Here is a 26,101-nt window from a genome sequence, read left to right as displayed (position 1 = left end):
TATTTACACTAACTGAAGCGATTTTGCCCCTGGAGTGCGGTATATCAGGAATCAGAGCTATTTTAAATCTCACTGATATATCCGACAAAACTGCCGATGGCAGACAGAACTATGAGGACCTTTTATGAACTCTGTATTGTTACGCGTAACAAATAGAATTATTGAACGCTCACACGCAACCCGGGAAGCTTATCTGGCCCGCGTTGAACAGGCGAAAAGTAAAACAGTGCACCGTGCAGAACTGGCGTGTGGCAATCTGGCTCATGGGTTTGCTGCCTGCCAGGCAGAAGATAAAGCCTCTTTAAAAAATATGCTGCGCAGCAACATTGGCATCATTACAGCCTATAACGACATGCTGTCTGCGCATCAACCTTATGAAACTTATCCACAAATTATTCGCGAGGCACTGCACTCCGTGGGCGCAGTAGGCCAGGTGGCTGGTGGTGTTCCGGCTATGTGCGATGGTGTGACGCAAGGCCAGGATGGAATGGAGCTTTCGCTGCTCAGTCGTGAAGTGATTGCCATGTCAGCGGCGGTGGGCTTGTCTCATAATATGTTTGATGGCGCGTTATTCCTTGGTGTGTGCGACAAAATTGTGCCCGGGTTGGCGATGGCTGCACTCTCATTCGGGCATTTGCCGTCGGTGTTTGTGCCATCAGGCCCAATGGCGAGCGGGCTGGCTAATAAAGAAAAAGTGCGTATTCGTCAGTTGTATGCAGAAGGGAAAGTTGACCGTGCAGCATTACTTGAATCTGAAGCTGCCTCTTACCACGCGCCGGGTACCTGCACATTTTATGGTACAGCGAACACCAACCAGATGGTGATTGAGTTCATGGGGATGCAGTTACCCGGGTCGTCATTTGTCCATCCGGATGCGCCTCTGCGTAAAGAGCTGACATGCGCAGCCGCACGTCAGGTAACACGCCTTACCGGTAATGGGAATGAGTGGATGCCACTGGGCAAAATGATTGATGAGAAAGTGGTGGTCAATGGCATCGTCGCACTGCTGGCCACAGGTGGTTCCACTAATCACACTATGCATTTGGTCGCAATGGCGCGTGCAGCAGGCATTATTATTAACTGGGATGACTTTTCCGAAATTTCTTCGGTTGTTCCGTTGTTGGCGCGTCTTTACCCCAATGGCCCGGCGGACATCAATCACTTTCAGGCTGCGGGTGGTGTACCGGTTCTGATGCGCGAACTGATTAAAGGCGGTTTGTTACATGAGGATGTCAATACAGTTGCGGGCTTTGGTTTGCAACATTACACCATGGAGCCCTGGCTGAATGAAGGCAAACTTGACTGGCGAGAAGGGGCAACTGAATCACTGGATAGCGATATTATTGCCTCTATTGATAAACCATTCTCCCAACATGGCGGCACCAAAGTATTGAGTGGCAACCTCGGGCGCGCAGTGATGAAAACTTCTGCAGTGCCTGTGGAAAATCAGATTATTGAAGCGCCTGCCATTGTTTTTGAAAGCCAGCACGATGTCGTTCCAGCATTTGAAGCGGGTTTGCTTGATAAGGACTGCGTTGTCGTTGTCCGCCATCAAGGCCCGAAAGCGAATGGAATGCCAGAATTACATAAACTCATGCCGCCACTTGGTGTATTATTGGACCGTCGTTTCAAAATTGCATTAGTGACGGATGGCCGTTTGTCCGGTGCCTCCGGTAAAGTACCTTCTGCAATTCATGTGACACCGGAAGCTTATGCTGGTGGGCTTTTGGCTAAAGTCCGTAATGGCGACATGATCCGCGTAAACGGGCAGACTGGCGAGCTAACCTTGCTGGTTGACGGCGCGGAACTACAAGAACGTGAACCGTTCCACCCGGACCTCAGCGCTCAACGTGTTGGGACTGGTCGTGAGTTATTCGGTGCATTGCGCGAGAACTTATCCGGGGCGGAACAGGGCGCAACCTGTATTTCATTCTAACACCCGGCGCATTTGCGCCGTAACGCTGACTAAACGTTGTCGGGAGACATTCTCTGATGAAAAACTGGAAAACAAGTGCGGAACAAATCCTGAAAACAGGTCCTGTTGTGCCGGTTATTGTTGTCAATAAACTTGAGCATGCAGTGCCAATGGCAAAAGCACTGGTTGCCGGTGGGGTACGTGTACTGGAAGTTACACTGCGTACTGCCTGCGCTATTGATGCTATTCGTCTGATTGCAAAAGAAGTGCCGGATGCTATCGTTGGGGCTGGTACCGTGCTCAATCCACAACAACTGGCAGAAGTGACCGAAGCCGGTGCGCAGTTTGCTATCAGCCCGGGTCTGACTGACTCCCTGTTGAAAGCCGCAACCGAAGGTACCATTCCACTGATCCCTGGGATCAGCACTGTTTCTGAACTGATGCTGGGTATGGATTACGGTTTGCGTGAGTTCAAATTCTTCCCGGCAGAAGCTAACGGTGGCACCAAAGCTTTATCCGCCATCGCTGGCCCGTTCTCTCAGGTGCGTTTCTGCCCAACGGGTGGTATCTCTCCGGCAAACTACCGCGACTACCTGGCACTGAAAAGCGTATTGTGCATCGGTGGTTCCTGGCTGGTTCCGGCTGATGCGCTGGAATCTGGCGACTATGACCGTATTACCCGCCTGGCCCGTGAAGCTGTTGAAGGCGCGAAATAATCAGGCCAGTTAACTGGTTGAGTCATATACAAACGGCACCTGAGGTGCCGTTTTCGTCTTTGTTGTTGGAGCCGGGGATTAACCCTTAACGTGTATTTTCCCGGATGCTGATTTTGCCCGGGCGACTGCATCTTCTGTCGTTTCACCCGTTGCCAGCGCAACCCCCATACGACGAGTACCGTTAATCTCAGGTTTGCCAAACAGGCGGATTTGTATGCCTGCACTGAGTGCATTTCCCAGACCACCAAAACGTACATCTGTGCTGGTCAGGTTCGGCAGGATGACAGCTGAAGCACAAGGGCCGTACTGGCGAACACCGCCAACAGGTAACCCCAGAAAAGCGCGAACATGCAGTGCAAATTCTGACAAATCCTGAGAGATCATGGTGACCATACCGGTGTCATGCGGGCGAGGCGATACTTCACTGAACACGACGTCATCACCACAAACAAACAGTTCCACACCAAACAAGCCATAACCACCCAGCGCCAGAACAACTTTCTCAGCAATGGCCTGTGCCCGGCTCAGCGCGAGCTCACTCATTGCCTGTGGCTGCCATGATTCACGGTAATCGCCATCTTCCTGGCGGTGGCCTATAGGGGCGCAGAAATGTACACCATCCGCCGCACTCACCGTCAGTAGTGTAATTTCGAAATCAAACGCAACGACACCTTCAATAATCACTTTGCCTGCACCTGCACGGCCGCCTTCCTGCGCATAGCTCCATGCTTTATCCAGATGGCTGGCATCACGAACAAAACTTTGCCCTTTTCCGGAAGAGCTCATAACCGGTTTAATGATGCACGGGAAACCAATTTCCTCTGCTGCGGCAACGAAATCTGCTTTCGTATCAGCAAAACGGTATGTGGACGTGGGAAGGGCCAATTCTTCTGCAGCCAACCGGCGGATACCTTCACGGTTCATTGTCAGGCGTGCGGCTTTGGCGCAGGGAACAACTTTTTGGCCCTGGTTTTCCAGTTCAACCAGCATATCTGTAGCGATCGCCTCAATTTCCGGCACGATATAATCAGGTTTTTCTTCTGCAACCAGGTTTTTCAGTGCCTGTGGGTCGAGCATGTTGATTACATGGCTACGATGAGCAACGTGCATTGCAGGGGCATCGGCATACCGGTCTACGGCGATAACCTCCAGACCCAGCCTCTGACATTCAATCGCCACTTCTTTGCCCAGTTCCCCAGCGCCAAGAAGCATTACGCGTGTTGCTGCCGGACGCAGCGCAGTTCCTAAAATAGCCATATCGCAGTACCTGATGTGAGAAAAACAGCGGCAGTATATACGAAAACGTTTGCGTTGGCAGCGGGTTTGCATTTTAGCTCAGTTTTAACGTATGCTGGATATAAATACAGTAATTGGAGCAGCATGATGGCAGTCGTAGTTAAATATGTTGTCGTGAGAGACGGTGAGGAAAAAATGTCTTTTGTCAGCAAAAAAGAGGCCGATGCCTATGACAAAATGTTAGATCTGGCGGAATGCCTGACTGACTATCTGGAAAGTTCTCCGGTCTTGCTGGAAGGAGGGCTGCGCGAAGAGCTTGCCTTATGGCTTGCGGAACATAAAGATGAACTGAGCGGTATTTTGCGCTCCGGTAGGTTACCAGATGTTACCGAAAACCTGCCAGTTTCCGTTGAAAAGAAAGTGAAAGTTGCCTGAACCGACTTGCAGGTTGCCTGTTTTGTACCATGCTTTTCTCACAACTTGATAAATCACGGAGTGGCATGTGAATAAAACAGGCTTTTTGACAGGATGCATGGTGGCATTTACTGTGATGGTTGTATCCGCTGCGGCGAATGCGGTAACCAAACGCGTAAATCTCATTCCCTGTGAGAACATGAAAGCGGAAAATATTGCCGCAACAGTTAAAAATGATTACCTGCAAAACCGGTTACAGCGTTGGTCTGACGACCAGAAAGCCTTGGGGCAGAATGACCCCGTGGCCTGGGTCAATGTCAAAGACATGCACCACAATGGCGATACATGGGTTGTACCATTAGTTGTCCGGGGGCAAAAGCAAGATTTGCACTACCAGGTAACAGTGGATTGCAAAGCAGGTAATGCAGATTACCAGCGTTAGGCTGAATAACCGGGCATATATATGCCCGGTTTTACGTAAACAATAGTGGGTTTATTGTACAGCTGGGTTTGCATGTCCTCATAATGACAGGCAATTCCTCTCCACGCGCAGTTAGCGTGATATCCTGTGCGGCAGTTGTGCCATTTTCAGGAGTTATTATGGCTCGTTCGCCAGTTATCCCTCCCCGGGCAGCAAAGCGCCCGCACCTGTTAGCCCGGCATGGCGATGTCAGGCATGATGATTACTTCTGGCTACGGGATGATTCACGTCAGTCACACGAAGTGCTGGGGTATCTTCGTGCTGAGAATGATTACTGTATGCAAATTATGGCTCCTCTTGAGCAATTTCAGCAGGCCCTTTACGAGGAAATGGTTGCCCGTCTGCCCAAAAAAGAGAGCAGTGTTCCCTGGCAACGTAACGGGTATCGCTACCGGCAGTGTTTTGATGAAAATGCGGAGTATCCTGTTTGGCAACGTCAGCCAGCAGAGCTGAATGTTGACGATGAGTGGCAAATTTTGCTCGACTGCAACAGGCGGGCTCAGGGAGGGGCATATTACGACTTGGGCGCACTAAGTGTCTCTCCGGATAATCGTCTGATGGCAGTGACGGAAGACCGGGTTTCTCGCCGCCAGTATCAATTACATGTGAAAGACCTGGCTAATGACATATGGCTGAATGACACTGTCACTGAGCTTTCTGGTAGTGTGGTATGGGCGAATGATTCCGCCACGTTTTACTATGTCAAAAAGCATTCAGTGACTTTGCTGCCTTACCAGGTGTGGCGCCACAGGCTGGGTGACGCGACAGAAAATGACGAACTGGTCTATCAAGAGGAAGATAATCGTTTTTATGTTGGCATCTATAAGTCTCGCTCAACGGAATTTGTGATTATTGCCCTGCACAGCACCACAACCAGTGAAGCCTGGTTACTGGATGCCAATGATTCATCCGCCATACCGCAATGTTTTCTTGCACGTAAAACGCAGCATGAGTATGACATTGACCATTTCCAGGGGCAATTTTGGGTACGTTCAAACCAGGATGGCAAAAATTTTGGGTTGTACTGCAGTCCGGAAACAAAACGGGATACATGGGCAGTTGTGCAGGCTGCAAGCCATACCGTAATGGTCGAGGATTTTACGCTCTTTACTCACTGGGTGGTTATTGAGGAGCGTGAAAATGGACTGACGCAGTTACGCCTGATTGACAACAGAAATGGCCGCCAGCAGCGACTGGTACTTGATGACCCTGCCTGGGTTGTCTGGACCAGTAATAATCATGAGCCAGACAATGAATGGCTGCGCTATGTTTATACCTCAATGACCCGCCCACAAACAGTATTCGAAATGAATATGCTCACTGGCGAACGGCGTTTATTGAAGCAGCAGGAAGTGTTCGGGTTTGATTCGCAGAATTACCAGAGCGACAGGATTTGGATTGACTCACGGGACGGGGTTAAGGTGCCGGTTTCCCTGGTCTGGCGTAAAGATAAGTTCAGAATGGGGCAGAACCCTTTACTGGTATACGGCTATGGTGCGTATGGCGAGAGTATCGACGCTGATTTCAGCACTACACGGCTCAGTTTGCTCGACCGTGGTTTTGTATACGCCATAGCTCATATACGGGGCGGCGGTGAGCTGGGGCAATCCTGGTATGAAGAGGGCAAGTTATCGCACAAACCTAATACATTTAATGATTTTATTGATGTGTGTGAAGCGTTGCTGGTCCGGGGAATGGGCGCACCTGGGCAGTTGTATGCGATGGGCGGAAGTGCAGGGGGGTTGTTGATGGGGGCCGTGGCGAACATGCGGCCTGAATTATTCCGTGGCATTCTGGCACAAGTTCCATTTGTTGATGTTGTGACCACGATGCTCGATGAATCTCTGCCGCTAACGACCGGTGAATATGAAGAGTGGGGCGACCCACATATCCCCGAAGATTACTGGGCCATCAAGGCATGGAGCCCTTATGACCAGGTCACACCTCAAGTGTATCCGCATATGATGGTCACCACAGGTCTACACGATTCCCAGGTTCAGTATTGGGAACCTGCAAAGTGGGTGGCCCGGTTAAGAGAACTGAAGACAGATGACCACCTTCTGTTATTGTGGACTGACCTGGATACTGGCCATGGTGGTAAATCAGGTCGCTATCAGTATTACGATACCGTGGCACTTGAGTGCGCTTTCCTTATTGGACTTGCTGAACAACGGCTGGGTTAGCCTGTCCGTTTTCAGTTAACCAGTGGCAGAGTCTCTCCCTGCCACATTTCATCATTTCGGCAACAGACCACCACTCCATTGATGCATAGTACACTTCTTACACAACCACCCCGGCACGGCCAGGGTGAGATATTTCAATCAGGAAAATCTGTATAAGGAAGAGTAACGGACAGAACGTAACTAACTGCTACTGGATGTAATCATTACTTCGACTTTGGTTCATAAGGCAGGCGAGAAAGATTTACTGATGCCAGACGATGGGCAGCCAGGCGCTCACGGAACCATGGACGCAAAGATTCGGGTTGTTCGCGCTCAACCTGGTCGGCAATAACGGGCATGTTGTAGCGTTCTTTAAACGCAACCGCTCCGGCTGCAAGGTCTACATTGATTTTATCCATGTCTTCTTGAGGAAGATTTGCAAGGTTAGTGTTCATATAGTCTCCTGATAATGCGTGAAGTGTACCCTGTAATAGATGAATCATAAACCCGGGGATAACGCGAAGTGTTGCAGCAGCCTTATACATTACATAGAAATTCTTTACCGCATCAAGAGTGACGCAGCCGGTGAATAATCGTTATAGTCTGGTAAAAATTTCTGTTGGGTAACAAACCGGGCTTTCTGAGTTCCTCAGCTTCCCGGGCTTGAAGAGAGCAGCACGCAAAATGAGAAAATTAACGATTGGGCTGATGTTATTGGGCACAGCATTTGTCGCACAGGCGTCTTCTGAAATACAAACGGTAAGCCGGTTTCAGGTGGGCAAGGATAAATGGGCTTTCAACCGTGAAGAAGTGATGCTGGTTTGCCGACCAGGTAATGCGCTGTATGTCATTAATCCCAGCACACTGGTGCAATATCCTCTGAATCAGGTTGCTGAGCAACAAGTGGCCGAAGGGAAAGTGTCGGGGCAGCCAATTTCGACCATTCGAATAGATGATCCTCAACATCCAGGTAAAAAAATGTCATTACAGCCCTTTATCGAACGGGCAAGCCACCTCTGTGGTTAACTGGTTGATTTTTTGATGCCATAAATAAAAGAAAAGCCGTAACAGAGTTTGTTCTGTTACGGCTTTTTCGCGACCAGTCCCGGTCAGTTAATGTTTTTTATACTCCAGTTTTGCCAAACACTGGAAAAGCTGACGCGGTAATCTATTCTTAAAAGGCAAGGCAAATAGCCTGCATTAATGCCAACTTTTAGCGCACGGCTCTCTCCCAAGAGCCATTTCCCTGGACCGAATATAGGAATCGTATTCGGTCTTTTTTTGTCGCCTTATATATCAATGACTTAGAGGTGATTGCACGAAAATGCACGAAATTGCATATCCGGTCTTTCGCCTCAAACCAGAGTAAACACTTTCTCACGCACATCAAGATATTTTTCTGTCATTTTTTCTGAACGATGCCCGAACAACTTTTGCGCAAAATCTTTGCCTCGTTGTTCTTCGTGAAGTCGGCCAGATAAGGTCCTGATTTCATGAAAACTCGGCGGGTTGTCATTAAACTGAATTCCCGACATATTTCGGGCTTTAACAAAACCTTTGGTCAGACTGTCTGGATGTACTGAACCATCAGGGCTGTTTTTCCTGATGCCGGAGCTGATAAGAAAAGCAGAACGGCTTACCAACCTGCACCGGTCAATGACAGAGGAAAGGCGCGTACTGCTAATTTCCAGCGAAAGCGGTATTGCCAGCATTGCTCCGGTTTTAATCTGGGTTACATGGAGCCGCCCGTCATGGATGGCCGGGCAAGAAGTGGCGATATCTCTCGGTAATGATACGTACCGTGATTACTCTGGCGCTGCACTGGCGCGAATGCTTGAGGTGAACCGGAGTACATGGCTGAGGGTGTATGCGCCGCATTGGGCATGGTTAAAGGATGAATTTTGGCTTTCTGATACAAATGCACTTACTGATTCGTTTATCAATACCATGCAAGATTAATAGACGGTAATTAACTGGTTTGTGAGATTTGATATTCAGCAAACCACCTGTAATTTACTGCTGTTATCTGCGCGATGAATAGCTTGTATTTTCACTGTCATGATTCAGCGAAAATACAAGCAACTTTAAATTTTACTTTTGAACGATAATCTGTGTTTTTCTATTTTATTTGTGTGGAGTATTGTAATCATTTTGCTTTTTAAATTTCCATAAAGACTTTATGGAAAGATATCTAAGATGTATTTTATCCCACCTGCAACAAAAAAAAGTATAATCGAGACTGTGTTTATTATGTTTATGTTGTAGTATGTGTTTAACCATTTTTTTTGCTCGGCAGGAATTTTCATGAATAAATCTCCTGTGTATACTCTCCCGCCAAAACAACCCCGAGGCTTTTTACCAACTGTAAGGCAACGAAAGAAATATACCATGGGGAATGCACCCCAAAAGCCCATCATTGAATGAAAACTATATGCACCTGGAAGAGGAGCGCCTGTTGATTTATATTTCTCTAAAAGAGTTTCATATTTTTTTTTATGTATTCCAAAATAAACAAAGCTAATAATCAAACAAAAAATGCAAATCCAGGCGAACAGTAAACCTGCATAAGACACATATTTAGAAAAAATCTCTATCGTCATTTGAAAAATTTATCCATCGCGGCATCTGTAGCTTTTCCGGCAGCATAACCACCGACAAGAGAACCAATTGCAGCACATGCTAAAGCACCTGAACCACCTTCTGGTGCAGTAATTATACCAAGAGCAACACATACACTGGAACCGATGGAACCGCCGTAATAGCCTCCAAGAGAAGAAGCGCCTGTACCCATACCAAACTTAGTATATTCCCGGAATGCCACTCTCTCACACTCATCTTCTCTGCCTACTGAGCAAGCCTGGATAACATCATTTGTTGTATTGGCAAAGGCGAAAGCTGTTCCAATATAGCCACCAGCTTTTAATAGTTTTGCCGCTTTGGCAGCTCCATCAACATAATCAGCATAACCAGGAATACCAACCAAACCGACTGTGGACCACTCATGTACAATAGACTTGCTTGATAATCTCAATGCCTTTCGCATATCTTCATAATCAGCAAGTTTTAATGTCCTTCTTGCCAGGTTTTTTAACAACGGCTTATTTACCAGTTCTTTTAACTGATTAAAAAGTGTAGATCTTTCAGCGAAAAACTCCTGGCTTATCAAAGAGCCCTTTGTGATAAATTGATTCCGATAGGTGGATTCGATTTTTATCAGAACGCGCTCTATTTCTTTGAAGTATTTTTCCCCGGCATCTCCGACAGAGCTAAATATTTTATCACCTGCGTTGGTTATGGTTGCAATCAGGCCATAGTTTCGCTGTAAAAAACTGGCTTCATCTGTACTTACACCAACCAGGGCAGTATTAACTTTATGTTTGGTCTGTCTGAACTGATTAAGCATTGATGCCGTCACTGGCGCACTGGGATCCGTTATGGCCAGTATCTCGCCGGGTTTAAGCCACTGTGTGTCGGCGTTAACCTGCATGAACTGTTTAGCGGCCTCGCTCTTGTAATCCTGGAATAACATTCTGGCCTGGAAATCCAGCGTTCCTGGTTGTTCAACAACGCAATAACCGGGTGTATACGTCCTTGCCATCAATATTCTCTCTGTCTCGATATTTTACTGATGAAGTTGAAACAACATATCTTTCCTGTCAGGTATACGAGTCAACGCCGTCGATGATTTTTTAAATAAAAATAATGGGTTAATCACCAGGCTAACCAGGCAGGTGTTCACATTCTAATACTAAGGTCTGATTTAACAAGTCATTCAATACTCTGTTGCCTATTCTAAGAATATTCTTATTAAACCGCTCTGATTTAACTGTTTCCGACTTCAGACCCACAGATGAGCACAGCTTTCAGCACAGGGACAGAGCGGTTACTCCCTGGTGAGGCAGAACAAGGTAATAATGAAGTCAGTTTAGGCAAATTCATGTCATCCAAAAGAACATGGGCTTGCTTGTATTTCCCAAGATAACTTGTAAGTTCTTCTGCTGCCATTGGGTTTCTTACGACCAGAAGTGATGCTGCCGATATTAGCAATCCTGAGGTCGTTTGATTGAGTACCTGATCATATCCTTTTGCAGCATCGCCGCCTAACTGCTCGGCAGTATGCCGGAAGCCTTCAATGTTACCATTATATAGCCCACCAGCTGCCAGCAGTCTGCCCGCGGCTTTGCTGTTGACAGTCCGGTCGTGTACTGGGCGTTTTAAGTGATGCTCGGTTATGTAGCTGAGACGGAAATACATTGATGCCGTTAAGTCATTACGTAGTTGTCCTGATTGCGTGATAACCAGGGAAATTTCGCTTCCTGCGTGATTTTTCTCAATAGAACAATTTTGCTGTTTCTTAGGCCATTCTGGATGTACTGAACCATCGGGGCTGTTTTCCCTGATGCCGGAGCTGATAAGAAAAGCAGATCTGGTTGCATAAGCAAGATAGGTTAGATGTGATGTACTGCATGTTTTTTTTATATCGTCATTATATTTCTACAAGTGTTTAAGCTTGGTTTATTTTGCAGCTATATAATTCTTGAGGTTTTTTATTCAACGGAGTTTGAATTTACTTATGAACAAGAAGTTACTTGCCTTAGTGTTATCGATTAGCGTTACTGGTTTTCCTGCACTGGCAATTGCAGATGATGGAAAAACAATATTATCTGCTGGTTATGCACAGAGTCACACTAAGTATTCTGGGCGAAATCTACGCGATGACCCACAAGGTTTAAATATTAAGGTTAATCGTGAAGTTGTCGATGGCTGGGGAGTTGTGGCATCACTCACTCATACTGAAAGGACATTCAGGGAAAACCGTATTGATTTAAACCTCAAGTATACCAATATTAGTATTGGTCCATCATATCGTTTTAATGACTCTGTTTCCGGCTATGGCTTTCTCGGTTGGGCAAATGGGAAGGTGAGTTCTTACGACTTATTATCTGGAGAAAAAAGTTACTATACTGATTCAGCTAATAACATTGCTGTAGGTGCTGGTATACAGGCTCATGTAGCTAAACAAGTTGTTGTTGATGTCTCCTGGGAATATACAAAACTTAATGCGTTTAAAGCCAATACCTGGGTTGTTGGTCTTGGTTACTCGTTTTAATGGGTGCTGAAGCTTTCAATGCACATGATTTTTTTGCATAAATTACTACTCTTTAAAATCCATTGAACTTAGTGGCAAATGATCTGCAGTGATAATGCTGTTGCTTATGGTTTTACTAACCTGTCCGGTGGTTCTGCTTGTGCCACGTTGTCTAACTGAACTAAGTGCTTCTATCGAAAAATTAATCTCAAGTAAGTAGCTCAAACTGGAATGTGCTGGGTTATGGAGTGAAAATATAGTGTCAATCTCTTAAACATTTTTTATGTGAGGTACTCTCTTATTGTGTAATGACGGCTTCCATAACTAAGAAGCCGTTTCAGGTTATATCCTGAGTTGAAGGTTTTATAGTGCAAGGTTTGAGTTATTCGTTGCATATGTATTCTTTATCGAAACTATTCGGGGGTATAAACAAAGGATGTGGTTCTTCAGTTTTGTCTGCCTGTAAGTCTGCCGCCTCCTTCGCTGGCGGTCTGCCTGGAAAGATGCTGTTTTAATTCCCCCAATGATACCGGGCGTCCAATAAAGTACCCTTGTAGCGCGTCACAATCTAAAGACTCGAAATAAGTTTGCTGTTCTTTTGTCTCCACACCTTCAGCTGTAATATGCAATGAAAAAGCTTTGCCCAAACCCACAATATTCTCGACAACTCGTCGGGCATTTTCAGATGTATCTGTTGGTATCACGAACGATTTATCCAGCTTAATTCCATCGAACGGGAAGGCATGCAGATAACTCAGTGAAGCATAACCGGCGCCGAAATCATCAATCAAAAAGCGCACCCCAATGCTTTTCAAAGACAGCATAATGTCAGTGACTCTTTCCGGGTCGCTAAGCGCAGTATTTTCTGAAATTTCAATTTCAAGCTGTGAAGGTGAAAGCCCTGATGTGGTCAGCACATGATGAATGCGTGAGACAAACCCGGAAACACGGAATTCGATGGCAGAAATGTTCACTGCAACGGAAAGTGAGCCAAAGTGTTCCACGGCATCCTGACAGGCCGTAGTCAGCACCCAGTCACTCATTTGAAAAATAAGGCCGGTATCTTCCGCCAGAGGAATAAACTGATCCGGCGTCAGCAGACCAAGTCTGGGGTGTTGCCAGCGAATCAGTGCTTCAATGGTTGTCACTTTTCCGGTGCGTACGTCATAGCGAGGCTGGTAAACCAGTTGCAACTGGTTGGCATGAATGGCAACACGAAGTTCATTTTCAAGCTCGCGGCGTTGAACAATTTGTTCTTCCATTGCAGGGTGGTAAAGACGCCAACAGTTGCGCCCGTCATGCTTTGCCTGATAGAGAGCAATATCTGAATAGCGTAGTAAATCATTCGCGTCAGTAGCATGCTGAGGAGCGATGGCTATACCGATACTGGCACCAATGTATACGTCAGTATCTTCAAGATGAAATGCCTGAGTGAGACGGGATAGCAAAGCATCGCTCAGGCGTTCTGGTTCGTGCGCCCCTTCTACTGTGGGCAAGATAACGATAAATTCGTCGCCCCCATATCGGGTCACCAGACCATTTTCAGGTATACATTCACGTAGCCTGGCGGAGACATCATGCAAAATCTTGTCACCCACTGAGTGCCCATACAGGTCGTTAACTGGCTTGAATTTATCCAAATCTATAGTCAATACGGCAATTTGTTGATTATTAGTAAGCTGATTCAGGGAGTGACTATCCAAAAACTGGCGCATTTGCACACGGTTTGGTAACCCGGTCAGCTCATCATGTTCCGACAGGTAACGCATTCTTGCCTGCGTTTGTACTTCCTGCGTAACATCATTTGCGGTTCCCCTGAAGCCGGGACGACCGTCGGATTTTTTTACTTTCTTGATAACCAGATTGCAAAAATGTGGCTGGTTGTCAGGGGAAAAATACAGGCACTGAATGAGAGAAAGATGGCTGCCGACAGAGGTGGAACTGGCCCATTGAGTAAGGCGATAAATCGAGTGAGAATCCAGCAAGAAGGCAGTTAGTGGACGGCCAATCCATTCGTGCTGTGGGCAACCTGTTATTACAGGGAAACGACCTGAAATCCAGCTAAAACACAATTTGTCATCGGTTTCCCAAATCCAGTCACTGGTTGTTTCCGCAACATCGCGAAAGCGTTGCTCACTGGCAGCCAGAGCCAGTCTGCCCTGTTCCAGTAAAAATGTGCTTTCATCATTCACCCGTGCTCTGAGCATCGCGTGGCGCATTAAAGCCAGCGTCAGAAATAGTGTGGCAAAGAAGAGGAATACCAGCGAGGGTAACACCCAGGTTAACAGTGCCCCACCGGGATTTGCGCTGGTCCATTCAATACTGATGAAACCCGTACCGGTGTGCAAGGGAAAACCATATTCACGTTTGTCTGAGTCAACTTGCCTTGCGTGGGTATGAATATGAGTATTAACCACACCATAATCCTGGCCCATAGCACGTAATTTCGCTGGAGTCAGTCGGTCAACGAAAATCATGATTGATGGTGGACCGGGAACAGGCTTGATGGTGTTGTCACTACCGGTCTCAATCCAGGCTGCAGCCAACAGAACCAGCGTGTTATCCACGACAGTAAACTGTGAGATGGCTTTGCCGCCAGATTCGATAAGTTTCTGGTGAAGCATGGGCAACACAGGTACTTTAAGCCAGTTTTGAAAGGAGGTGTGCGACAAATGTCCGCTGATGACACTGTAGCGAGTGATATCATCCGGCCCTAATACGAATACTCCCTCTAACTGGAAGGTCGTATACAGGGAGCTCCCCAGGTTTTGTTGAACCCAGGCCCAGTTTGTATTCATTCTGACATGAAGGTTGGTGTAGGCTTCACCCCAGTTTGCGTTATCATCAAGGTGAGAACGAATTGACTCCTGCCGGGCATGAAGGGCTTTTAAAATCAAATGCTTATTTTGCAGGTCCGCCTGTGTGTTCAGTGTGTTGGCGATAGAGAACAATGTAACGATAACCGCCACGAAAATGGCACTGATCATGACTATCATGGCAATGAGAGTCCGTCTGACTATTCCCCTGCTATCTGCAAGGGGAAATGTATTTACGGCGTTAAGCACATTTTTATTCATACTGTTTTCATTTCAGTGTGCTCAGAGAGCTTTATTGCGCCAATGAAAAGTCGTAAATGATTTATCGGCAGGGTTGCAGCAAGATTTACCGTAGGAAATGCTCTGGGGAAAATTATTCGTTGTTTGCAGGTCAGGGCACAGTTTAGTGAGGTTGTAAGTCATATACCCTGGGAAGAGTAGTTATCCATCAACCGGAAACAGCTCTGCGAGCAATATGGGTTCACCCGGCAGCCTGAATATGGTAGAAATAACAGATTATTCACACATTCAGCGCATTGAATCTACATTTCTCAGGAGGCGCTATGTTCGAAAAACTTCATACTCGCAATGGTAAAAAATTCTTGCTGTGTGTCGCACTGGTCTTCGTTGTTGCACTTTCTGTGATTGGTAAAGCAACGTTTGGTGGTGTGGTGGATGAATACAACATGCCAATGTCTGAATGGTCGGTTTCTATGTACTTTATGCAAAGTGCATGGGTGCTTATCTACACGCTGATGTTCACTATTATTGGGTCTTTACCGTTTGGTTTCTATTTCCTGGGAGAAACCGACAAGCATCACTGATCCGTAGGCATTAAATAACTATCCCGGCAGGTGCCGGGATAGGGGAAAGTACCTGAACAGGTTGCTTGTATCAGGCTGTTGTATTGATATTACGGCCGACTGCCGGGTTAGCCGGGAGTGAAGGTACCGCGTTAATCAACTGTGTAGCAACTGACTCCTGGTTATCCAGCGTTTTTCTCAGCATTAACGTGCTTACCTCATTATTGGTTTGCATGGTGCTGAGGCCGGTAGAAAGTGCAGCAATCTGTGATACATCCATCTTAATATCCTGATTGATTTGAGAGATATCGGAACGATACAGGACATGATAAGGGTAAACCCTAATCGGCGAAAATGTAACATGGGCAAAAAATACCCACGTTAAAGTATTATCGGCACAATGATGTAAAACCTGAGGATTAAATGCTAACAACCTGCAACATTAGCGCAGATAGTGAGCTCAGGTCTGCCTGTAGTGACTGGTTACAGGTCATCAGCATGTTCATCCTGCAGGGCTTTGGCATCAGGGGATGAGAACAGCAATACCGTACTGGTAGTGCCCTGGCTGTCGCTGGCAAAGTAGAGTGCAATATTGCCATCGTCAAAAGTGAACATAACCGACTGGCCAGGCGTGGTGCGCACGGCGGCAATTTGGTCTTCTCCAGGTGCGCTCACCAGACCATACTTTTTCGTCAGTGAATTAATTGTTTCGGCTGTGTTGTCTACAGGTACCCGGATACCCAAGCGAATAAACTGGTTACCGGCAAAGAAAAACTCGGCATGGGTTACGCTACTTTCGAACGGGAAGTCTGTGCACTGGTACATTTCCCCGATTTCAACTTTCACAGGGCCGGTCATCGTGCAATGTGCATGCACTTTAATGACATCCGGGCTACTACCAAAATCCATGTCGCGAAAACCGCTGGCTGCCAGTGCATCTTGGCAGGTCAGTGTTAGCAGAATACTTGCTAACAGCGGAAAACACCTCTTCATTTCCTGTTCCTGAAACTGATGTTACACACATTAACCTTGCAGCAGGATACTCGCCATGTTGTGTTTCAGCCAGCAAAATTTAACCAGCACGGACTGGTTAACCTGCCAGGTGTAATCACGGGAAAATGGAGTGCAGGTAAATTAAAAAAGAGAACAACTGGTTAGCAAATAACTACTAGTGAATTTATTATAAGAATATTAATGTCACTGTATTAATATTTAATTTTTACTGAATTCTTGGTCGGAAATTAAAAAATTATTCAATACAATCAATCAGTTGATTGTAAATGTATTGTTCAGATCAATAAATGTGCTTGTTTTTAGATAAAGGCCTGACTTTAATTTAATACGCTATAAAAGTCTTCTCTGTATTGCCGATAGCTACACTATGGTTAATCACTTCTTATTTGAAGTGATATTTACTTACGTTAAAAATCGCTCTGTATTAAATAAGGAACAGCCATATGCTTCTGGAACTGTTAGGCCTTACAAAACTAAAAATTACCGCGAAATTATATCTTGGATTTTCTGTTGCTATGATTATTGTGGTTTTAGTCTCGGCGTTTGGTATTAATGCCTTGTTTAATATCAAAAATCACACGACGAAGAATGATTTTGCAAACAACTTGTCAGCAGAGCTTGATAAGTTGAGAAGCGCCCGGCTTACCTATCTTGCAACTAATGACCTGACAGTACTTGAGAAGAATCGTCAGGAATTGGCCAGAACTGTAGGCTTGATTGAAAGTAATAGCAAATTATCCTGGCAGTCAGATGATCTTCCTCTTCTTGAAACCATAAAACAGAAGTTTGCGGTCTACCAGAACAGTTATGAGCAGGTTTATCAAAAAGAAAAAGACCGTCAGTCTATGCTTGAAGGAATAAGCCAGGATATCAGTCAGGGAAAATTAGATGACTATTATAATGCTATTCAAAACACACAACTGACAGAGGCGCAGGTAAATAAGTTGTTCAGTTTTATGCTATTGCTGAGTGATGTGCGTGATATCGCTCACGATGTGCAAATGCATGGGGAGCAGACCTATCTCGATCAGGCGTCAGCCAAAATGGCACAGGCACAGAAAATGTATAGTAACTTCTCCCATGAGTCGGATCTGCCTTTTAATATCATAGACCCTGCCTGGCAATATTTTGGCCAGTTTATGAAAAACTTGCAGAGTTACTATCATATTTACCAGCAAAGTGTGCAGGCAACAAATGTACTGAGTGCTTCTGCACAATCCCTGAGCCAGGCAGTACAGGTATTAAATGATCTTGAAGCTGAAAAAAACAGGTCCATTATTTTTCATACCATTAGTGTGATGATTGTCATTTCAATAGTTGCCATTATGTTTAGTTTACTCGCTGCCTGGTATATCACCCGCCTGATAACTAAACCGATTAAAGAAAACCTGCAACTCGCCGAGCACATTGCTGATGGTGATCTTACACAACACATTAAACCGGCAAGTGATGATGAACTCGGGCAATTGACTGCCGCAATGGCAAAAATGAACACTCGGTTGCACAAAATGATCAGTGATATTCAGGACAGTGTTGTACATGTGGTGGGGGCTGCCGGAAAAATTGCTGCCAGCAATGATGACCTTGCTTCGCGCACCGAGCAGCAATCAGCAGCGGTAGTTGAAACTGCGGCGAGTATGGAAGAGTTAACATCTGCAGTGAAACGGAATGCTGAAAACGCTCATCAGGCGAGCCAACTGGCAACAGGCGCTACACAGGATGCTGGCAAAGGCGGCGACATTGTGCGCGGTGTAATTAAAACCATGGAGAGTATTACCGACAGTTCGAAAAAAATTTCCGAAATTATTAATGTAATTAATGGTATCTCTTTCCAGACCAATATTTTGGCCCTGAATGCGGCAGTGGAGGCTGCGCGAGCCGGTGAACAAGGGCGTGGGTTCGCGGTAGTAGCAGGAGAGGTTCGTATGCTTGCTTCCCGCAGTGCCCAGGCTGCAAAAGAGATTGAAACGTTGATTACCGAGTCTGTATCGCGGGTGCAAACAGGATCTTCACAAGTCTATGAAGCCGGAAAAACTATGGAGAACATTTTCACTTCCGTGTCGCATGTGAATGACATTATGAAGGAGATTGCGTCGGCATCGGATGAACAAAGCCGGGGTATCGACCAGATAAGCCATGCAATATCTGAACTGGATACGACGACACAGCAGAATGCATCAATGGTGGTTGATTCATCGCATAATGCTGGTGCTCTGGAAGAAGATGCTGGCCGCCTGGCCGGGCTGGTGGACATGTTCAGGATTACTGCCGTTCCCAAACAACAACACCAAAGACCAACCCCCGTACGCCCGTCTTTAGTCGACAAGCATAAACCAGAGCTAACAAGTGACAGTGGCGGTCAGTGGGAAAGCTTCTGACCTGTCAGCCCCTGGTGCCAGCTATACTGAGTGCATTGGGGGGATTTATGTATCAACGCATTGATGGACGTAACTGGCGACACATCTATTTGGTGGGTGACTTGCATGGTTGCCTGGCACAATTTGCCGGGCAACTACGCAAGGTTCGCTTTGATCCCTGGCAGGATCTGGTTATTTCTGTGGGAGATTTAATTGACCGTGGCCCGGACAGCCCCGGTTGCCTGGCACTGATTGGCAAACCCTGGTTTCGTGCTGTTCAGGGTAACCACGAGGTGATGGCGCTGAATTCGCTCAATGATACCGGTTACGATACCGAAAGCGGATTTTTATGGGAAATGAATGGTGGCCGATGGTTTCGCCAATTAAATGAAGTGCAAAAACAACAAGCAGAAAAGCTCTTTCAGCGCTGTAAACACCTCCCTCTTATTATCGAATTACTCGTGCAGGATAAACGCATCATTATTGCGCATGCTGATTACCCTTTAGCACACTGGGTGTGGCAGGCTGATGTTGACCCGGGGCTTGTGGTCTGGAGCCGTGAGCGGTTACAACGGAATATTCAGGGGAAAGGCGAACCTATTGAAGGTGCTGATGCTTTTTACTTTGGGCACACACCGCTAAAAACACCGCTGCGTTTTTTTAACCAGCACTACATTGATACCGGGGCTGTATTTGGTAATACCCTGACGTTAGTGGCTGTGCAGTAACCATAAGTCGCTATGTTGCCTTGCCGGGTGCAAACCTTTCATGCGGTATTTCGTTTCATAAGGGTAACATCCTCCGTGGCGAATGCCCTGGTCTTTCATTGCGTACAGGCACTGTTCTTCAGTGGTGAAATTTTCTATCGGTAGTGTTTTGCAACCACCATTGAGATAACAAACAAAAAGCACAAGCGTGTACATGGGTCCCTCACGTCCATCGTGGCACTGTGTATTAAGTGTAGGGGAGGGAATTAAGGCTGGGAAATACCTGATAGAAAAATAAGCCCGCCATGGGGCGGGAAAGTGTTGCGATAACAATGTCTCTGGTGATCCAGAAGCACTGGTTATCCAAAAAGGTTATGGCATCTGATTATCGGTTTATTCCGTAACCCTGAAAAAGGAAGAGAGACATTTCCTGTTTAAGGGGACCGGTTGCAGTCAGTTCCTTACACTAATTCCCTTTCCCTGTTTCTTGCACTATTTCTGGTACTATTCCACCCGCATAACCCATGCATCAGTGGTTTTGTCGTAGTCCTGACGGTAAAGCTCCGATGTGGCTCCATCCATTTGGGCCGGAATTGAGGTTTGTTCATCCCATGCATCGAGTTGCATACATAAATCCGGGTCGGATTTACAGGGAATAGTCAGGGTTGTCCCTTCTTTCCCACTATGCAATTCGGCATCATCAATTTCATAAGCTCCTATACGAACACTGGTTTTGGTCATCGTGCGCTCCATGATTTATTTGCAGGTGGTATGACCAGATAAGGTCATACCTATGAAGCGTAGTGAAGATGACACAAATTGCCAAATCAAAAAATGCGTAAATTTTGGCCAGGTCACATCATTCTGCAGCACTGAACAAAATGCCATCCCGGACCAACTCGCGTGGATAACTGTTTTTCAATTTACTGGATACTTTTTTCGCCAGCCCCAAAACCTGCCCCTGGAACACCACCAGAACTTCACTGGCCTGTGGTGGGTTGCTAAGGAAAATATCTCTGCCGCGATACCATTCCTGTGCCTGTTCACCATTAATCTCGAAGGCATTTGGTGCACTGGCATTGCCCAGCGCAATGACCGCTTCATGTTGCCAGCGCACGCCTCTATTATGGCGCTCTGCCAGTTTGATTCCGCAGCGCGAGAAACGTACTTTATTAAGTAACGGCTCAATGTTTTGAGCAAACAACCACAACTCGTTGTCACGCACCCACAGGTTATGTAATTGAGGCCAGGATAACCCCACCTCTGCCGCGGCCTGTTGTATTGACAGGCTGTCTTTGCGACTGGCGGGTTTGAACGGAAATGTTCCTAACTTAAATGACGGTTTTTCTGGTGCAGGCAGGCTGGCGTGCTTATGCAGGCAAGCGACAAAAAAACCTTCACTGTCATAATATTGTGGAAATACATGCAGAAAACCTTCAGTAGTGAGGGCTTTATCTGCTCCCGGGAACAGGTTATCCAGTGGCAAAACAGCGAGTTGCTCAGGAAACGCCTCAAGTAACGCGTGGCAAACTTCCTGGTTTTCATGCCTGTTCAGCGTACAAGTGGAATATATCAGCGTACCGCCAGGGCGCAATGCATGGAGAGCGCTCTCGAGAAGTTCTTTCTGGGTTGCGGCGATGCTGTGCATACTTTCCGTTGACCAGTTTTTCAGGGCATCGGCATCCTTACGGATAACACCTTCGCCAGAGCAGGGGGCATCAAGCAAAATTGCATCAAATGTTTCTGGCAACGCTGCACCAAAAACTTTGCCATCAAAATGGGTCAGTGCAGTGTTAATGACGCCACAACGGCTCAGGTTAGCATACAGGACTTTTACACGGCTGCTGGAGAACTCATTCGCCAGGATAAAGCCCTGGTTGCCCATGCATGCAGCCAGTTGCGTTGTTTTGGAGCCTGGTGCCGCAGCCATATCCATCATGCTGGCGGGACGAGTTTCACACTGTGACAGTAATGCTGTCACTGGCAGCATTGAACTGGCTTCCTGGATATAAAACAACCCACTCAGATGTTCAGCGGTGCTGCCCAGTGGCAACACATCTTCATCGTTCCGCTCTATCCAGAAACCTTCGTTGCACCAGGGGATTGGTGTGAGTTGCCAGTGGTAGGGGGCTGTCAGGGCAAGAAAGTCAGCAACTGAAATTTTCAGCGTGTTCACACGAATACTACGGCGTAGCGGTTTCGCACAATATTCAAGAAAGGTGTCCAGAGTTGTGCTGTCTGGCAGCGTGTCACTCATCAGTTGCAGAAATTCAGGCGGAAGAAAAAGATTGTGCGAGGCGGCCACGTTGTGTCCCTGTGTTACAAAGTTAATGCGGTAGTTTACCACAAAACCGTGTGCCGACCGACAGATCGGCACACGCTGGCGGTGTTGTGTTGAAATATTAACGGGGTATAGCGGTACCCCAGTCACGCCAGTCTTTAGGTTCGTTATCCAGTAGCAGGAAATGCTGGCCTGTTCGTGCTTTGGGTGAAAGCGGAGTACTGGGTGGGGTGGCAAATGCAATGCCGCCGCGAATAAACTGATTGAATGTCCCGGTTTTTACTACACCACCTACCAGACCGAAATCGAGCTTGTAGCCGGATGCCAGCCAGAACACCGAATTGCTGCGAACCAGGTTCTGGTAACGCTTTCCAATGCGCAGTGAAACCATCACCCGGTCAGAAAGTGTACCCAGACCAAGACCGGTCACCGTACCCACTTCAATCCCCCGGAACAGAACAGGAGTGCCAACCGACAACGACCCGGCGTCCGGCACTTCGACGGTAATACTCAGTCCGTCGAGGTACCGGGAATCAGAAATTGTCGCCATCTGGATATCAAAGTCACGCTGGCGTCCGCCTTTGCCGGGTTCCACATTAATATAGGGCTGAATCAGTGTATCGAGGTTCGTAACACCTGCTGCGGAAATTTGTGGTGTAACAACAGAGAAACGGGTTCCTTTTCGGGCAAAGGTATTGGCATATTCGGGATAAAGTACCGCCTGAGCCTGTACTTCATTGCGTTCAGTAATGAGAGATAATGATTCTACCTGGCCAATATCAATCCCCAGATAACGAATCGGCATGCCCGAGGCCAGCTTGTCTGCACTGTATGCATGAAGTGTAATGCGACCGCCAATAGCACGAGCCGCCGTTTCTGAAGGCCACAATTTACGCTTTTCTGCTACAGGTAATAAATCTGCCGAGCTTGGCAGGTTGTCAAAACTAATCGCCCCACGAATAGCCCGGTTGAGCGGCGATGCCTGAACTGTAAGACCGTGCCCGTTTAACTGAATTTTGGCGCCACCTTCAGCCCAAAAAACACTGTCTGGGGTGAGCAAATTGCGGTACTGCGGTTCAATATAGACACCAACATCAAAAGACCCGGCATGTGGCGTGATACTGATAACTTGCCCTACTGCAAATTTTCGATACAGGACAACAGAACCTTGCTGAATATCAGGCAGGTTATCAGCAGTTAATGTGAGGGTGGCGGTGAGAACATCGTTTTGTTGGTTGTCTTTTGCCTGCTGGATATTGGCAAACAGTGGGTAATCCGTTTTAGCATTACCGTGGTTGCCAGCCAGCAGATTAATACCACCATTGACCCATTGCGCCGGTGGTGCTGCAAGGAATTCGACACCATCAAGGCCCACTTTCATATCCAGCCTGCTGTTAGCAACAAATTTACTGTCAGCGCGCACCAGTGAACGGTAGGTTGGGTCAATCGCGACGGTAAATTTTACACCCTCTGAGGTAAGTGTACGGGTAACCACCTGGCCAATCTGAATACCCCGGCTCAATACTGGCTGGCCTGGGCTTACGCCATAGCTGTCGGGAGCGGTAAGTGTCAATGACAACGCATTCGCCTGGTCAAGCAGGGCCTCACCTTCAGGCACTACATCAAAATGATGTTGCGGCTTACCTTCTCCCGGGTGCAACTCCAGGGTACTTCCTGTAAGGAGTGCACTCAGGTCAGGGTTATCGAGCGACACTTTTGGCTGGGCAAGTGTAATACGTGTACCTTCACGCATTAAATTGACTACGCTTGGGTCAACAGTCAGCTCGCCAGTTACCGTGCCATCGTTATCAAGGGCTATTTTTGTTAAGGTGCCAACCTGTAAACCCTGGTACATCAGTGGCGTGCTGTTACTCTTTAACCCGCTGCCGCCCGGCAGCGAAAGTGAGACATGCACGCCACGCTGGCTTTGTGCGATGTCCGGGTACAGGGTGAATTGGGCATTTTGTGGTGCCTGTTTGTCATCCGGTGGTGAATCAAATGCAATTGCGCCATTAACCAGTGCAGCAAGGCTTTCCAGTTGAATGGATGCACCACTAAAGCTGAAGTTGGTTTTCAATCCGGAAACATTCCAAAAACGGCTGTCATGTTTGACCAGGCTGGCAAAGCGCCTGTCGATCAACACATCAATGGAAACCCCCTGTTTGCTCAGCGTGTAATCATATACATGGCCTACCGGAACTTTGCGGTAATACACTTTTGAGCCGCTACTGAGTGCACCTAAATCCGGCGCCTGGAGATGAATCATCAGGGCACCATTGTTTTCCCGGTAGCGGGGTTGTGAATCCTGGGCGGTAAAATGGTCTTCTTCTTTGCCAGGGCCTGGCATCATACCGATGTAATTTCCACCTACCAGCGCATCAAGGCCGGAAACGCCCGCCAGAGAAGCTTTCGGGGTGACCAGCCAGAATTGAGTGCCAGCCCGAAGGGCGTCCTGCATGGAACGTTTTATGCTGGCCGTCACCACGATTTTACTCAAATCTTTACTGGGCTGAATATCCTGCACAGTACCAACTTCAACGCCCTGATAACGGACAGGGGTTCGCCCAGGAACTATACCGTCGGCAGAAACAAAATCGATGGTGATTGTGGTGCCATGCTCCTGCCAGGAGTTCCAGACCAGCCAGCCGCTAATCAACAGGGCAATAAATGGCAGGAGCCAGAAAGGAGAAATGCGGCGTTTGACTTTCACTGTCGCTTCAGGTGGCGTCATGTTTTCCTGACTCATAAGCATCCCAGAAAAGCCGGCTGTCGAGCCATTCAACAGCCAGCATAGTTAATACTACAGCCACACCGAAATAGAGTGCAGCTGGTCCCATAGTAAAGGTCAAAAGTTGCTCGCGGTTAACCAGTGACATCATGAGCGAAATGACAAACAAGTCCAGCATGGACCAACGCCCGACCCAGGTAATAATACGCAGCATTTTCATCCGGGCCAGAATACCCTGTTCGCAACGGCAATGAATGCTCAGCAGCAGGGTAAACAGCACAATAACTTTGGTAAAGGGCACAAGAATACTGGCAATAAATACAATCGCAGCAACAAAAATATTGCCATGCCCAAGGGAGATAATGCCGGAAAGAATAGTATCTTCCTGGCGTGTTCCATTCACATAAATAATGGAAACAGGCAACAGGTTAGCCGGGATTAAAAACATCAGTGAGGCAATCAGTGCCGCCCAGGATTTCTGCAAACTGTGCCTGCGCCGGTAGCGCAAGGGAACATGACAACGTACACAACGCCCTCGTTCGTCTGGCTCCCCGGTATGGTGGCAGGCGAGGCAAACACGGGCGTGAGGATTGGCCGTTTTCTGGAATGGCTGGGGATAAAAGCGCTGCCACAATTGCCCAATATTGAGGTAGATAATGGTCAGAATACTGAGTATGACCAACGCGATAAAAGCCACCAGTCCCTCGCCCCACTGAATGAATGCATAGTCACGTACTTTTATGGTGGCGACAACGATACCTATCAGGTAAATATCAACCATTATCCACTCTTTCAAACGGTGGAGCATGAGTAACACCGGGCGGACGTTCATCCCAATACGAGGGGCAATTCGCAGGTAAAGAATGGCGGCGACCAGGGTTGCAGGGGCTCCGACTGCACAGAACGTGACCAGCGAGGCAGTTATCACGTCCCCCTGTTTCACCATCTGCCAGACTCCCTGCATCAGGCTGGCATCAATGCGCGCACCTAATAACCAGATACTGAGCAACGGAGATGTCCAGGCAAAGGGCATCAGAATCAGCATGGTGACAGCAATTATAGTGAGCCGTTTCATCGACCAGTCGCGGCCACTGTCAACATGCGCATTGCAACGAGGGCAATAAGCTGTGTGCCGACGCGTAAGCGAAGGTAACAAAAAAAGCATGTCACATTCGTGACAACGCTGATAATGTGCGTCACTTGTCTTTGGCAAGACTTCACTTCTTGCTGGCAAAGAAAGCAGCCGGGCTATTCGCAATTTAAGGTGCATCGGGAACTCTGCCTGTCAAATTGATGGAGTAGTTTACCCTGAAAAAGGATTCATCTTGAGCCCCGGGGCATTTATTGCTTATTTTAGTAGTCCAGGCAGTAACGTTATACAA

The 26,101-nt window shown here is 47.2% G+C and carries 22 protein-coding genes and 2 pseudogenes; 10 read left to right on the top strand and 14 right to left on the bottom strand.

Features of this window, described 5'->3' with window-relative positions; all coding sequences use genetic code 11:
• Positions 1-124: 124 nt before the first annotated feature.
• Both edd and MPHASIOC01_RS07680 read left to right on the top strand, forming a co-directional pair.
• A complete protein-coding gene (gene edd / locus MPHASIOC01_RS07685) occupies positions 125-1,936 on the top strand; it encodes a phosphogluconate dehydratase (protein WP_064594164.1) in 1,812 nt (603 codons plus the stop codon).
• Positions 1,937-1,992: 56 nt separating this feature from the next.
• The gene (locus tag MPHASIOC01_RS07680) at positions 1,993-2,631 is read left to right on the top strand and encodes a bifunctional 4-hydroxy-2-oxoglutarate aldolase/2-dehydro-3-deoxy-phosphogluconate aldolase (protein ID WP_064594162.1); all 639 of its coding nucleotides are present in this window, start codon (positions 1,993-1,995) and stop codon (positions 2,629-2,631) included.
• Positions 2,632-2,709: 78 nt separating this feature from the next.
• Here MPHASIOC01_RS07680 and purT read toward each other — a convergent pair whose 3' ends face one another.
• Positions 2,710-3,888 carry a formate-dependent phosphoribosylglycinamide formyltransferase gene (gene purT / locus MPHASIOC01_RS07675; RefSeq protein WP_353614291.1) on the bottom strand — a complete coding sequence of 393 codons (1,179 nt, stop codon included), beginning with the start codon at positions 3,886-3,888 and terminating at the stop codon, positions 2,710-2,712.
• 126 nt (positions 3,889-4,014) lie between these two features.
• Between purT and MPHASIOC01_RS07670 the strand changes: the two genes are divergently transcribed.
• From MPHASIOC01_RS07670 to MPHASIOC01_RS07660, 3 genes are all read left to right on the top strand, one after another.
• Positions 4,015-4,302 (top strand): YebG family protein, encoded by a 288-nt coding sequence (locus MPHASIOC01_RS07670; RefSeq protein WP_064595465.1) that lies wholly within the window; start codon positions 4,015-4,017, stop codon positions 4,300-4,302.
• A 67-nt stretch (positions 4,303-4,369) separates the two neighbouring features.
• Positions 4,370-4,723: a protein YebF gene (gene yebF / locus MPHASIOC01_RS07665; RefSeq protein ID WP_074388753.1), complete on the top strand. Its 354-nt coding sequence runs from the start codon at positions 4,370-4,372 to the stop codon at positions 4,721-4,723.
• A gap of 176 nt (positions 4,724-4,899) precedes the next feature.
• Positions 4,900-6,945, top strand: coding sequence for a prolyl oligopeptidase family serine peptidase (locus MPHASIOC01_RS07660; protein ID WP_353614907.1), 2,046 nt, complete (start codon positions 4,900-4,902; stop codon positions 6,943-6,945).
• Between the two features lie 203 nt (positions 6,946-7,148).
• On the opposite strand, the gene MPHASIOC01_RS07655 is transcribed toward MPHASIOC01_RS07660, so the two are convergent.
• Positions 7,149-7,379, bottom strand: coding sequence for a DNA polymerase III subunit theta (locus MPHASIOC01_RS07655; protein ID WP_064594158.1), 231 nt, complete (start codon positions 7,377-7,379; stop codon positions 7,149-7,151).
• 253 nt (positions 7,380-7,632) lie between these two features.
• Between MPHASIOC01_RS07655 and MPHASIOC01_RS07650 the strand changes: the two genes are divergently transcribed.
• A complete protein-coding gene (locus MPHASIOC01_RS07650; RefSeq protein ID WP_369934880.1) occupies positions 7,633-7,950 on the top strand; it encodes a YebY family protein in 318 nt (105 codons plus the stop codon).
• Between the two features lie 329 nt (positions 7,951-8,279).
• Here the strand turns inward: MPHASIOC01_RS07650 and MPHASIOC01_RS07645 are convergent.
• The 4 genes and pseudogenes from MPHASIOC01_RS07645 to MPHASIOC01_RS27640 all read right to left on the bottom strand — a co-directional run.
• Positions 8,280-8,681: pseudogene (locus MPHASIOC01_RS07645) on the bottom strand (tyrosine-type recombinase/integrase); the annotation flags it as partial.
• 420 nt (positions 8,682-9,101) lie between these two features.
• Positions 9,102-9,524, bottom strand: a complete 423-nt coding sequence (locus MPHASIOC01_RS07635; protein WP_156518970.1) for a hypothetical protein — start codon at positions 9,522-9,524, stop codon at positions 9,102-9,104.
• The gene (locus MPHASIOC01_RS07630; protein WP_353614290.1) at positions 9,521-10,522 is read right to left on the bottom strand and encodes a hypothetical protein; all 1,002 of its coding nucleotides are present in this window, start codon (positions 10,520-10,522) and stop codon (positions 9,521-9,523) included. Before MPHASIOC01_RS07630 ends, MPHASIOC01_RS07635 begins: the two co-directional genes overlap by 4 nt.
• A gap of 332 nt (positions 10,523-10,854) precedes the next feature.
• Positions 10,855-11,121: pseudogene (locus MPHASIOC01_RS27640) on the bottom strand (HNH endonuclease); the annotation flags it as partial.
• 376 nt (positions 11,122-11,497) lie between these two features.
• Here MPHASIOC01_RS27640 and MPHASIOC01_RS07620 point away from each other — a divergent pair.
• On the top strand, positions 11,498-12,034 hold the full coding sequence (locus tag MPHASIOC01_RS07620) for an Ail/Lom family outer membrane beta-barrel protein (RefSeq protein ID WP_064594148.1): 537 nt from the start codon (positions 11,498-11,500) through the stop codon (positions 12,032-12,034).
• Positions 12,035-12,459: 425 nt separating this feature from the next.
• Here MPHASIOC01_RS07620 and MPHASIOC01_RS07615 read toward each other — a convergent pair whose 3' ends face one another.
• Positions 12,460-15,090, bottom strand: coding sequence for an EAL domain-containing protein (locus tag MPHASIOC01_RS07615; RefSeq protein WP_353614288.1), 2,631 nt, complete (start codon positions 15,088-15,090; stop codon positions 12,460-12,462).
• A 302-nt stretch (positions 15,091-15,392) separates the two neighbouring features.
• Here MPHASIOC01_RS07615 and MPHASIOC01_RS07610 point away from each other — a divergent pair, with 302 nt between their 5' ends.
• Positions 15,393-15,653 carry a DUF2534 family protein gene (locus MPHASIOC01_RS07610; RefSeq protein ID WP_064594144.1) on the top strand — a complete coding sequence of 87 codons (261 nt, stop codon included), beginning with the start codon at positions 15,393-15,395 and terminating at the stop codon, positions 15,651-15,653.
• Between the two features lie 70 nt (positions 15,654-15,723).
• Here the strand turns inward: MPHASIOC01_RS07610 and MPHASIOC01_RS07605 are convergent, their stop codons facing one another.
• Together MPHASIOC01_RS07605 and MPHASIOC01_RS07600 are read right to left on the bottom strand one after the other, a co-directional pair.
• Positions 15,724-15,912 (bottom strand): YjfB family protein, encoded by a 189-nt coding sequence (locus MPHASIOC01_RS07605; protein ID WP_036107226.1) that lies wholly within the window; start codon positions 15,910-15,912, stop codon positions 15,724-15,726.
• A 203-nt stretch (positions 15,913-16,115) separates the two neighbouring features.
• Complete coding sequence (locus MPHASIOC01_RS07600) at positions 16,116-16,625, bottom strand: hypothetical protein (protein WP_353614287.1); 510 nt, start codon at positions 16,623-16,625, stop codon at positions 16,116-16,118.
• Positions 16,626-17,089: 464 nt separating this feature from the next.
• On the opposite strand from MPHASIOC01_RS07600, the gene MPHASIOC01_RS07595 reads away from it, so the two are divergent.
• Positions 17,090-19,024 carry a methyl-accepting chemotaxis protein gene (locus MPHASIOC01_RS07595; RefSeq protein WP_064594142.1) on the top strand — a complete coding sequence of 645 codons (1,935 nt, stop codon included), beginning with the start codon at positions 17,090-17,092 and terminating at the stop codon, positions 19,022-19,024.
• A 47-nt stretch (positions 19,025-19,071) separates the two neighbouring features.
• Positions 19,072-19,731 carry a metallophosphoesterase gene (locus MPHASIOC01_RS07590; RefSeq protein WP_353614286.1) on the top strand — a complete coding sequence of 220 codons (660 nt, stop codon included), beginning with the start codon at positions 19,072-19,074 and terminating at the stop codon, positions 19,729-19,731.
• Here MPHASIOC01_RS07590 and MPHASIOC01_RS07585 read toward each other — a convergent pair.
• The 5 genes from MPHASIOC01_RS07585 to yebS form a co-directional block, all read right to left on the bottom strand.
• Positions 19,714-19,926: a DUF1482 family protein gene (locus tag MPHASIOC01_RS07585; RefSeq protein ID WP_074388752.1), complete on the bottom strand. Its 213-nt coding sequence runs from the start codon at positions 19,924-19,926 to the stop codon at positions 19,714-19,716. The two genes, MPHASIOC01_RS07590 and MPHASIOC01_RS07585, sit on opposite strands and share 18 nt — an antisense overlap.
• Positions 19,927-20,214: 288 nt before the next feature.
• Positions 20,215-20,451 (bottom strand): DUF1480 family protein, encoded by a 237-nt coding sequence (locus MPHASIOC01_RS07580; protein WP_036107246.1) that lies wholly within the window; start codon positions 20,449-20,451, stop codon positions 20,215-20,217.
• Positions 20,452-20,569: 118 nt separating this feature from the next.
• Complete coding sequence (gene rsmF, locus MPHASIOC01_RS07575; protein ID WP_353614906.1) at positions 20,570-21,967, bottom strand: 16S rRNA (cytosine(1407)-C(5))-methyltransferase RsmF; 1,398 nt, start codon at positions 21,965-21,967, stop codon at positions 20,570-20,572.
• A 145-nt stretch (positions 21,968-22,112) separates the two neighbouring features.
• Positions 22,113-24,737, bottom strand: coding sequence for an MlaD family protein (locus tag MPHASIOC01_RS07570; protein ID WP_353614285.1), 2,625 nt, complete (start codon positions 24,735-24,737; stop codon positions 22,113-22,115).
• Positions 24,709-25,989, bottom strand: coding sequence for a membrane integrity lipid transport subunit YebS (gene yebS, locus MPHASIOC01_RS07565; protein ID WP_353614284.1), 1,281 nt, complete (start codon positions 25,987-25,989; stop codon positions 24,709-24,711). Before yebS ends, MPHASIOC01_RS07570 begins: the two co-directional genes overlap by 29 nt.
• Positions 25,990-26,101: the final 112 nt, after the last annotated feature.

The sequence above is a fragment of the Mangrovibacter phragmitis genome, assembly GCF_040429585.1.
Taxonomy (GTDB): domain Bacteria; phylum Pseudomonadota; class Gammaproteobacteria; order Enterobacterales; family Enterobacteriaceae; genus Mangrovibacter; species Mangrovibacter phragmitis.
This window is presented reverse-complemented; position numbering and strand designations above follow the sequence as displayed.

Excerpts from the sequence above, each read along its gene's own strand:
- edd (WP_064594164.1), top strand. The coding sequence starts at position 125 with ATGAACTCTGTATTGTTACGCGTAACAAATAGAATTATTGAACGCTCA.
- MPHASIOC01_RS07680 (WP_064594162.1), top strand. The coding sequence starts at position 1,993 with ATGAAAAACTGGAAAACAAGTGCGGAACAAATCCTGAAAACAGGTCCT.
- purT (WP_353614291.1), bottom strand. The coding sequence starts at position 3,888 with ATGGCTATTTTAGGAACTGCGCTGCGTCCGGCAGCAACACGCGTAATG.
- MPHASIOC01_RS07670 (WP_064595465.1), top strand. The coding sequence starts at position 4,015 with ATGGCAGTCGTAGTTAAATATGTTGTCGTGAGAGACGGTGAGGAAAAA.
- MPHASIOC01_RS07655 (WP_064594158.1), bottom strand. The coding sequence starts at position 7,379 with ATGAACACTAACCTTGCAAATCTTCCTCAAGAAGACATGGATAAAATC.
- MPHASIOC01_RS07650 (WP_369934880.1), top strand. The coding sequence starts at position 7,633 with ATGTTATTGGGCACAGCATTTGTCGCACAGGCGTCTTCTGAAATACAA.
- MPHASIOC01_RS07635 (WP_156518970.1), bottom strand. The coding sequence starts at position 9,524 with ATGACGATAGAGATTTTTTCTAAATATGTGTCTTATGCAGGTTTACTG.
- MPHASIOC01_RS07630 (WP_353614290.1), bottom strand. The coding sequence starts at position 10,522 with ATGGCAAGGACGTATACACCCGGTTATTGCGTTGTTGAACAACCAGGA.
- MPHASIOC01_RS07620 (WP_064594148.1), top strand. The coding sequence starts at position 11,498 with ATGAACAAGAAGTTACTTGCCTTAGTGTTATCGATTAGCGTTACTGGT.
- MPHASIOC01_RS07615 (WP_353614288.1), bottom strand. The coding sequence starts at position 15,090 with ATGAATAAAAATGTGCTTAACGCCGTAAATACATTTCCCCTTGCAGAT.
- MPHASIOC01_RS07610 (WP_064594144.1), top strand. The coding sequence starts at position 15,393 with ATGTTCGAAAAACTTCATACTCGCAATGGTAAAAAATTCTTGCTGTGT.
- MPHASIOC01_RS07605 (WP_036107226.1), bottom strand. The coding sequence starts at position 15,912 with ATGGATGTATCACAGATTGCTGCACTTTCTACCGGCCTCAGCACCATG.
- MPHASIOC01_RS07600 (WP_353614287.1), bottom strand. The coding sequence starts at position 16,625 with ATGAAGAGGTGTTTTCCGCTGTTAGCAAGTATTCTGCTAACACTGACC.
- MPHASIOC01_RS07595 (WP_064594142.1), top strand. The coding sequence starts at position 17,090 with ATGCTTCTGGAACTGTTAGGCCTTACAAAACTAAAAATTACCGCGAAA.
- MPHASIOC01_RS07590 (WP_353614286.1), top strand. The coding sequence starts at position 19,072 with ATGTATCAACGCATTGATGGACGTAACTGGCGACACATCTATTTGGTG.
- MPHASIOC01_RS07585 (WP_074388752.1), bottom strand. The coding sequence starts at position 19,926 with ATGTACACGCTTGTGCTTTTTGTTTGTTATCTCAATGGTGGTTGCAAA.
- MPHASIOC01_RS07580 (WP_036107246.1), bottom strand. The coding sequence starts at position 20,451 with ATGACCAAAACCAGTGTTCGTATAGGAGCTTATGAAATTGATGATGCC.
- rsmF (WP_353614906.1), bottom strand. The coding sequence starts at position 21,967 with ATGAGTGACACGCTGCCAGACAGCACAACTCTGGACACCTTTCTTGAA.
- MPHASIOC01_RS07570 (WP_353614285.1), bottom strand. The coding sequence starts at position 24,737 with ATGAGTCAGGAAAACATGACGCCACCTGAAGCGACAGTGAAAGTCAAA.
- yebS (WP_353614284.1), bottom strand. The coding sequence starts at position 25,989 with ATGCACCTTAAATTGCGAATAGCCCGGCTGCTTTCTTTGCCAGCAAGA.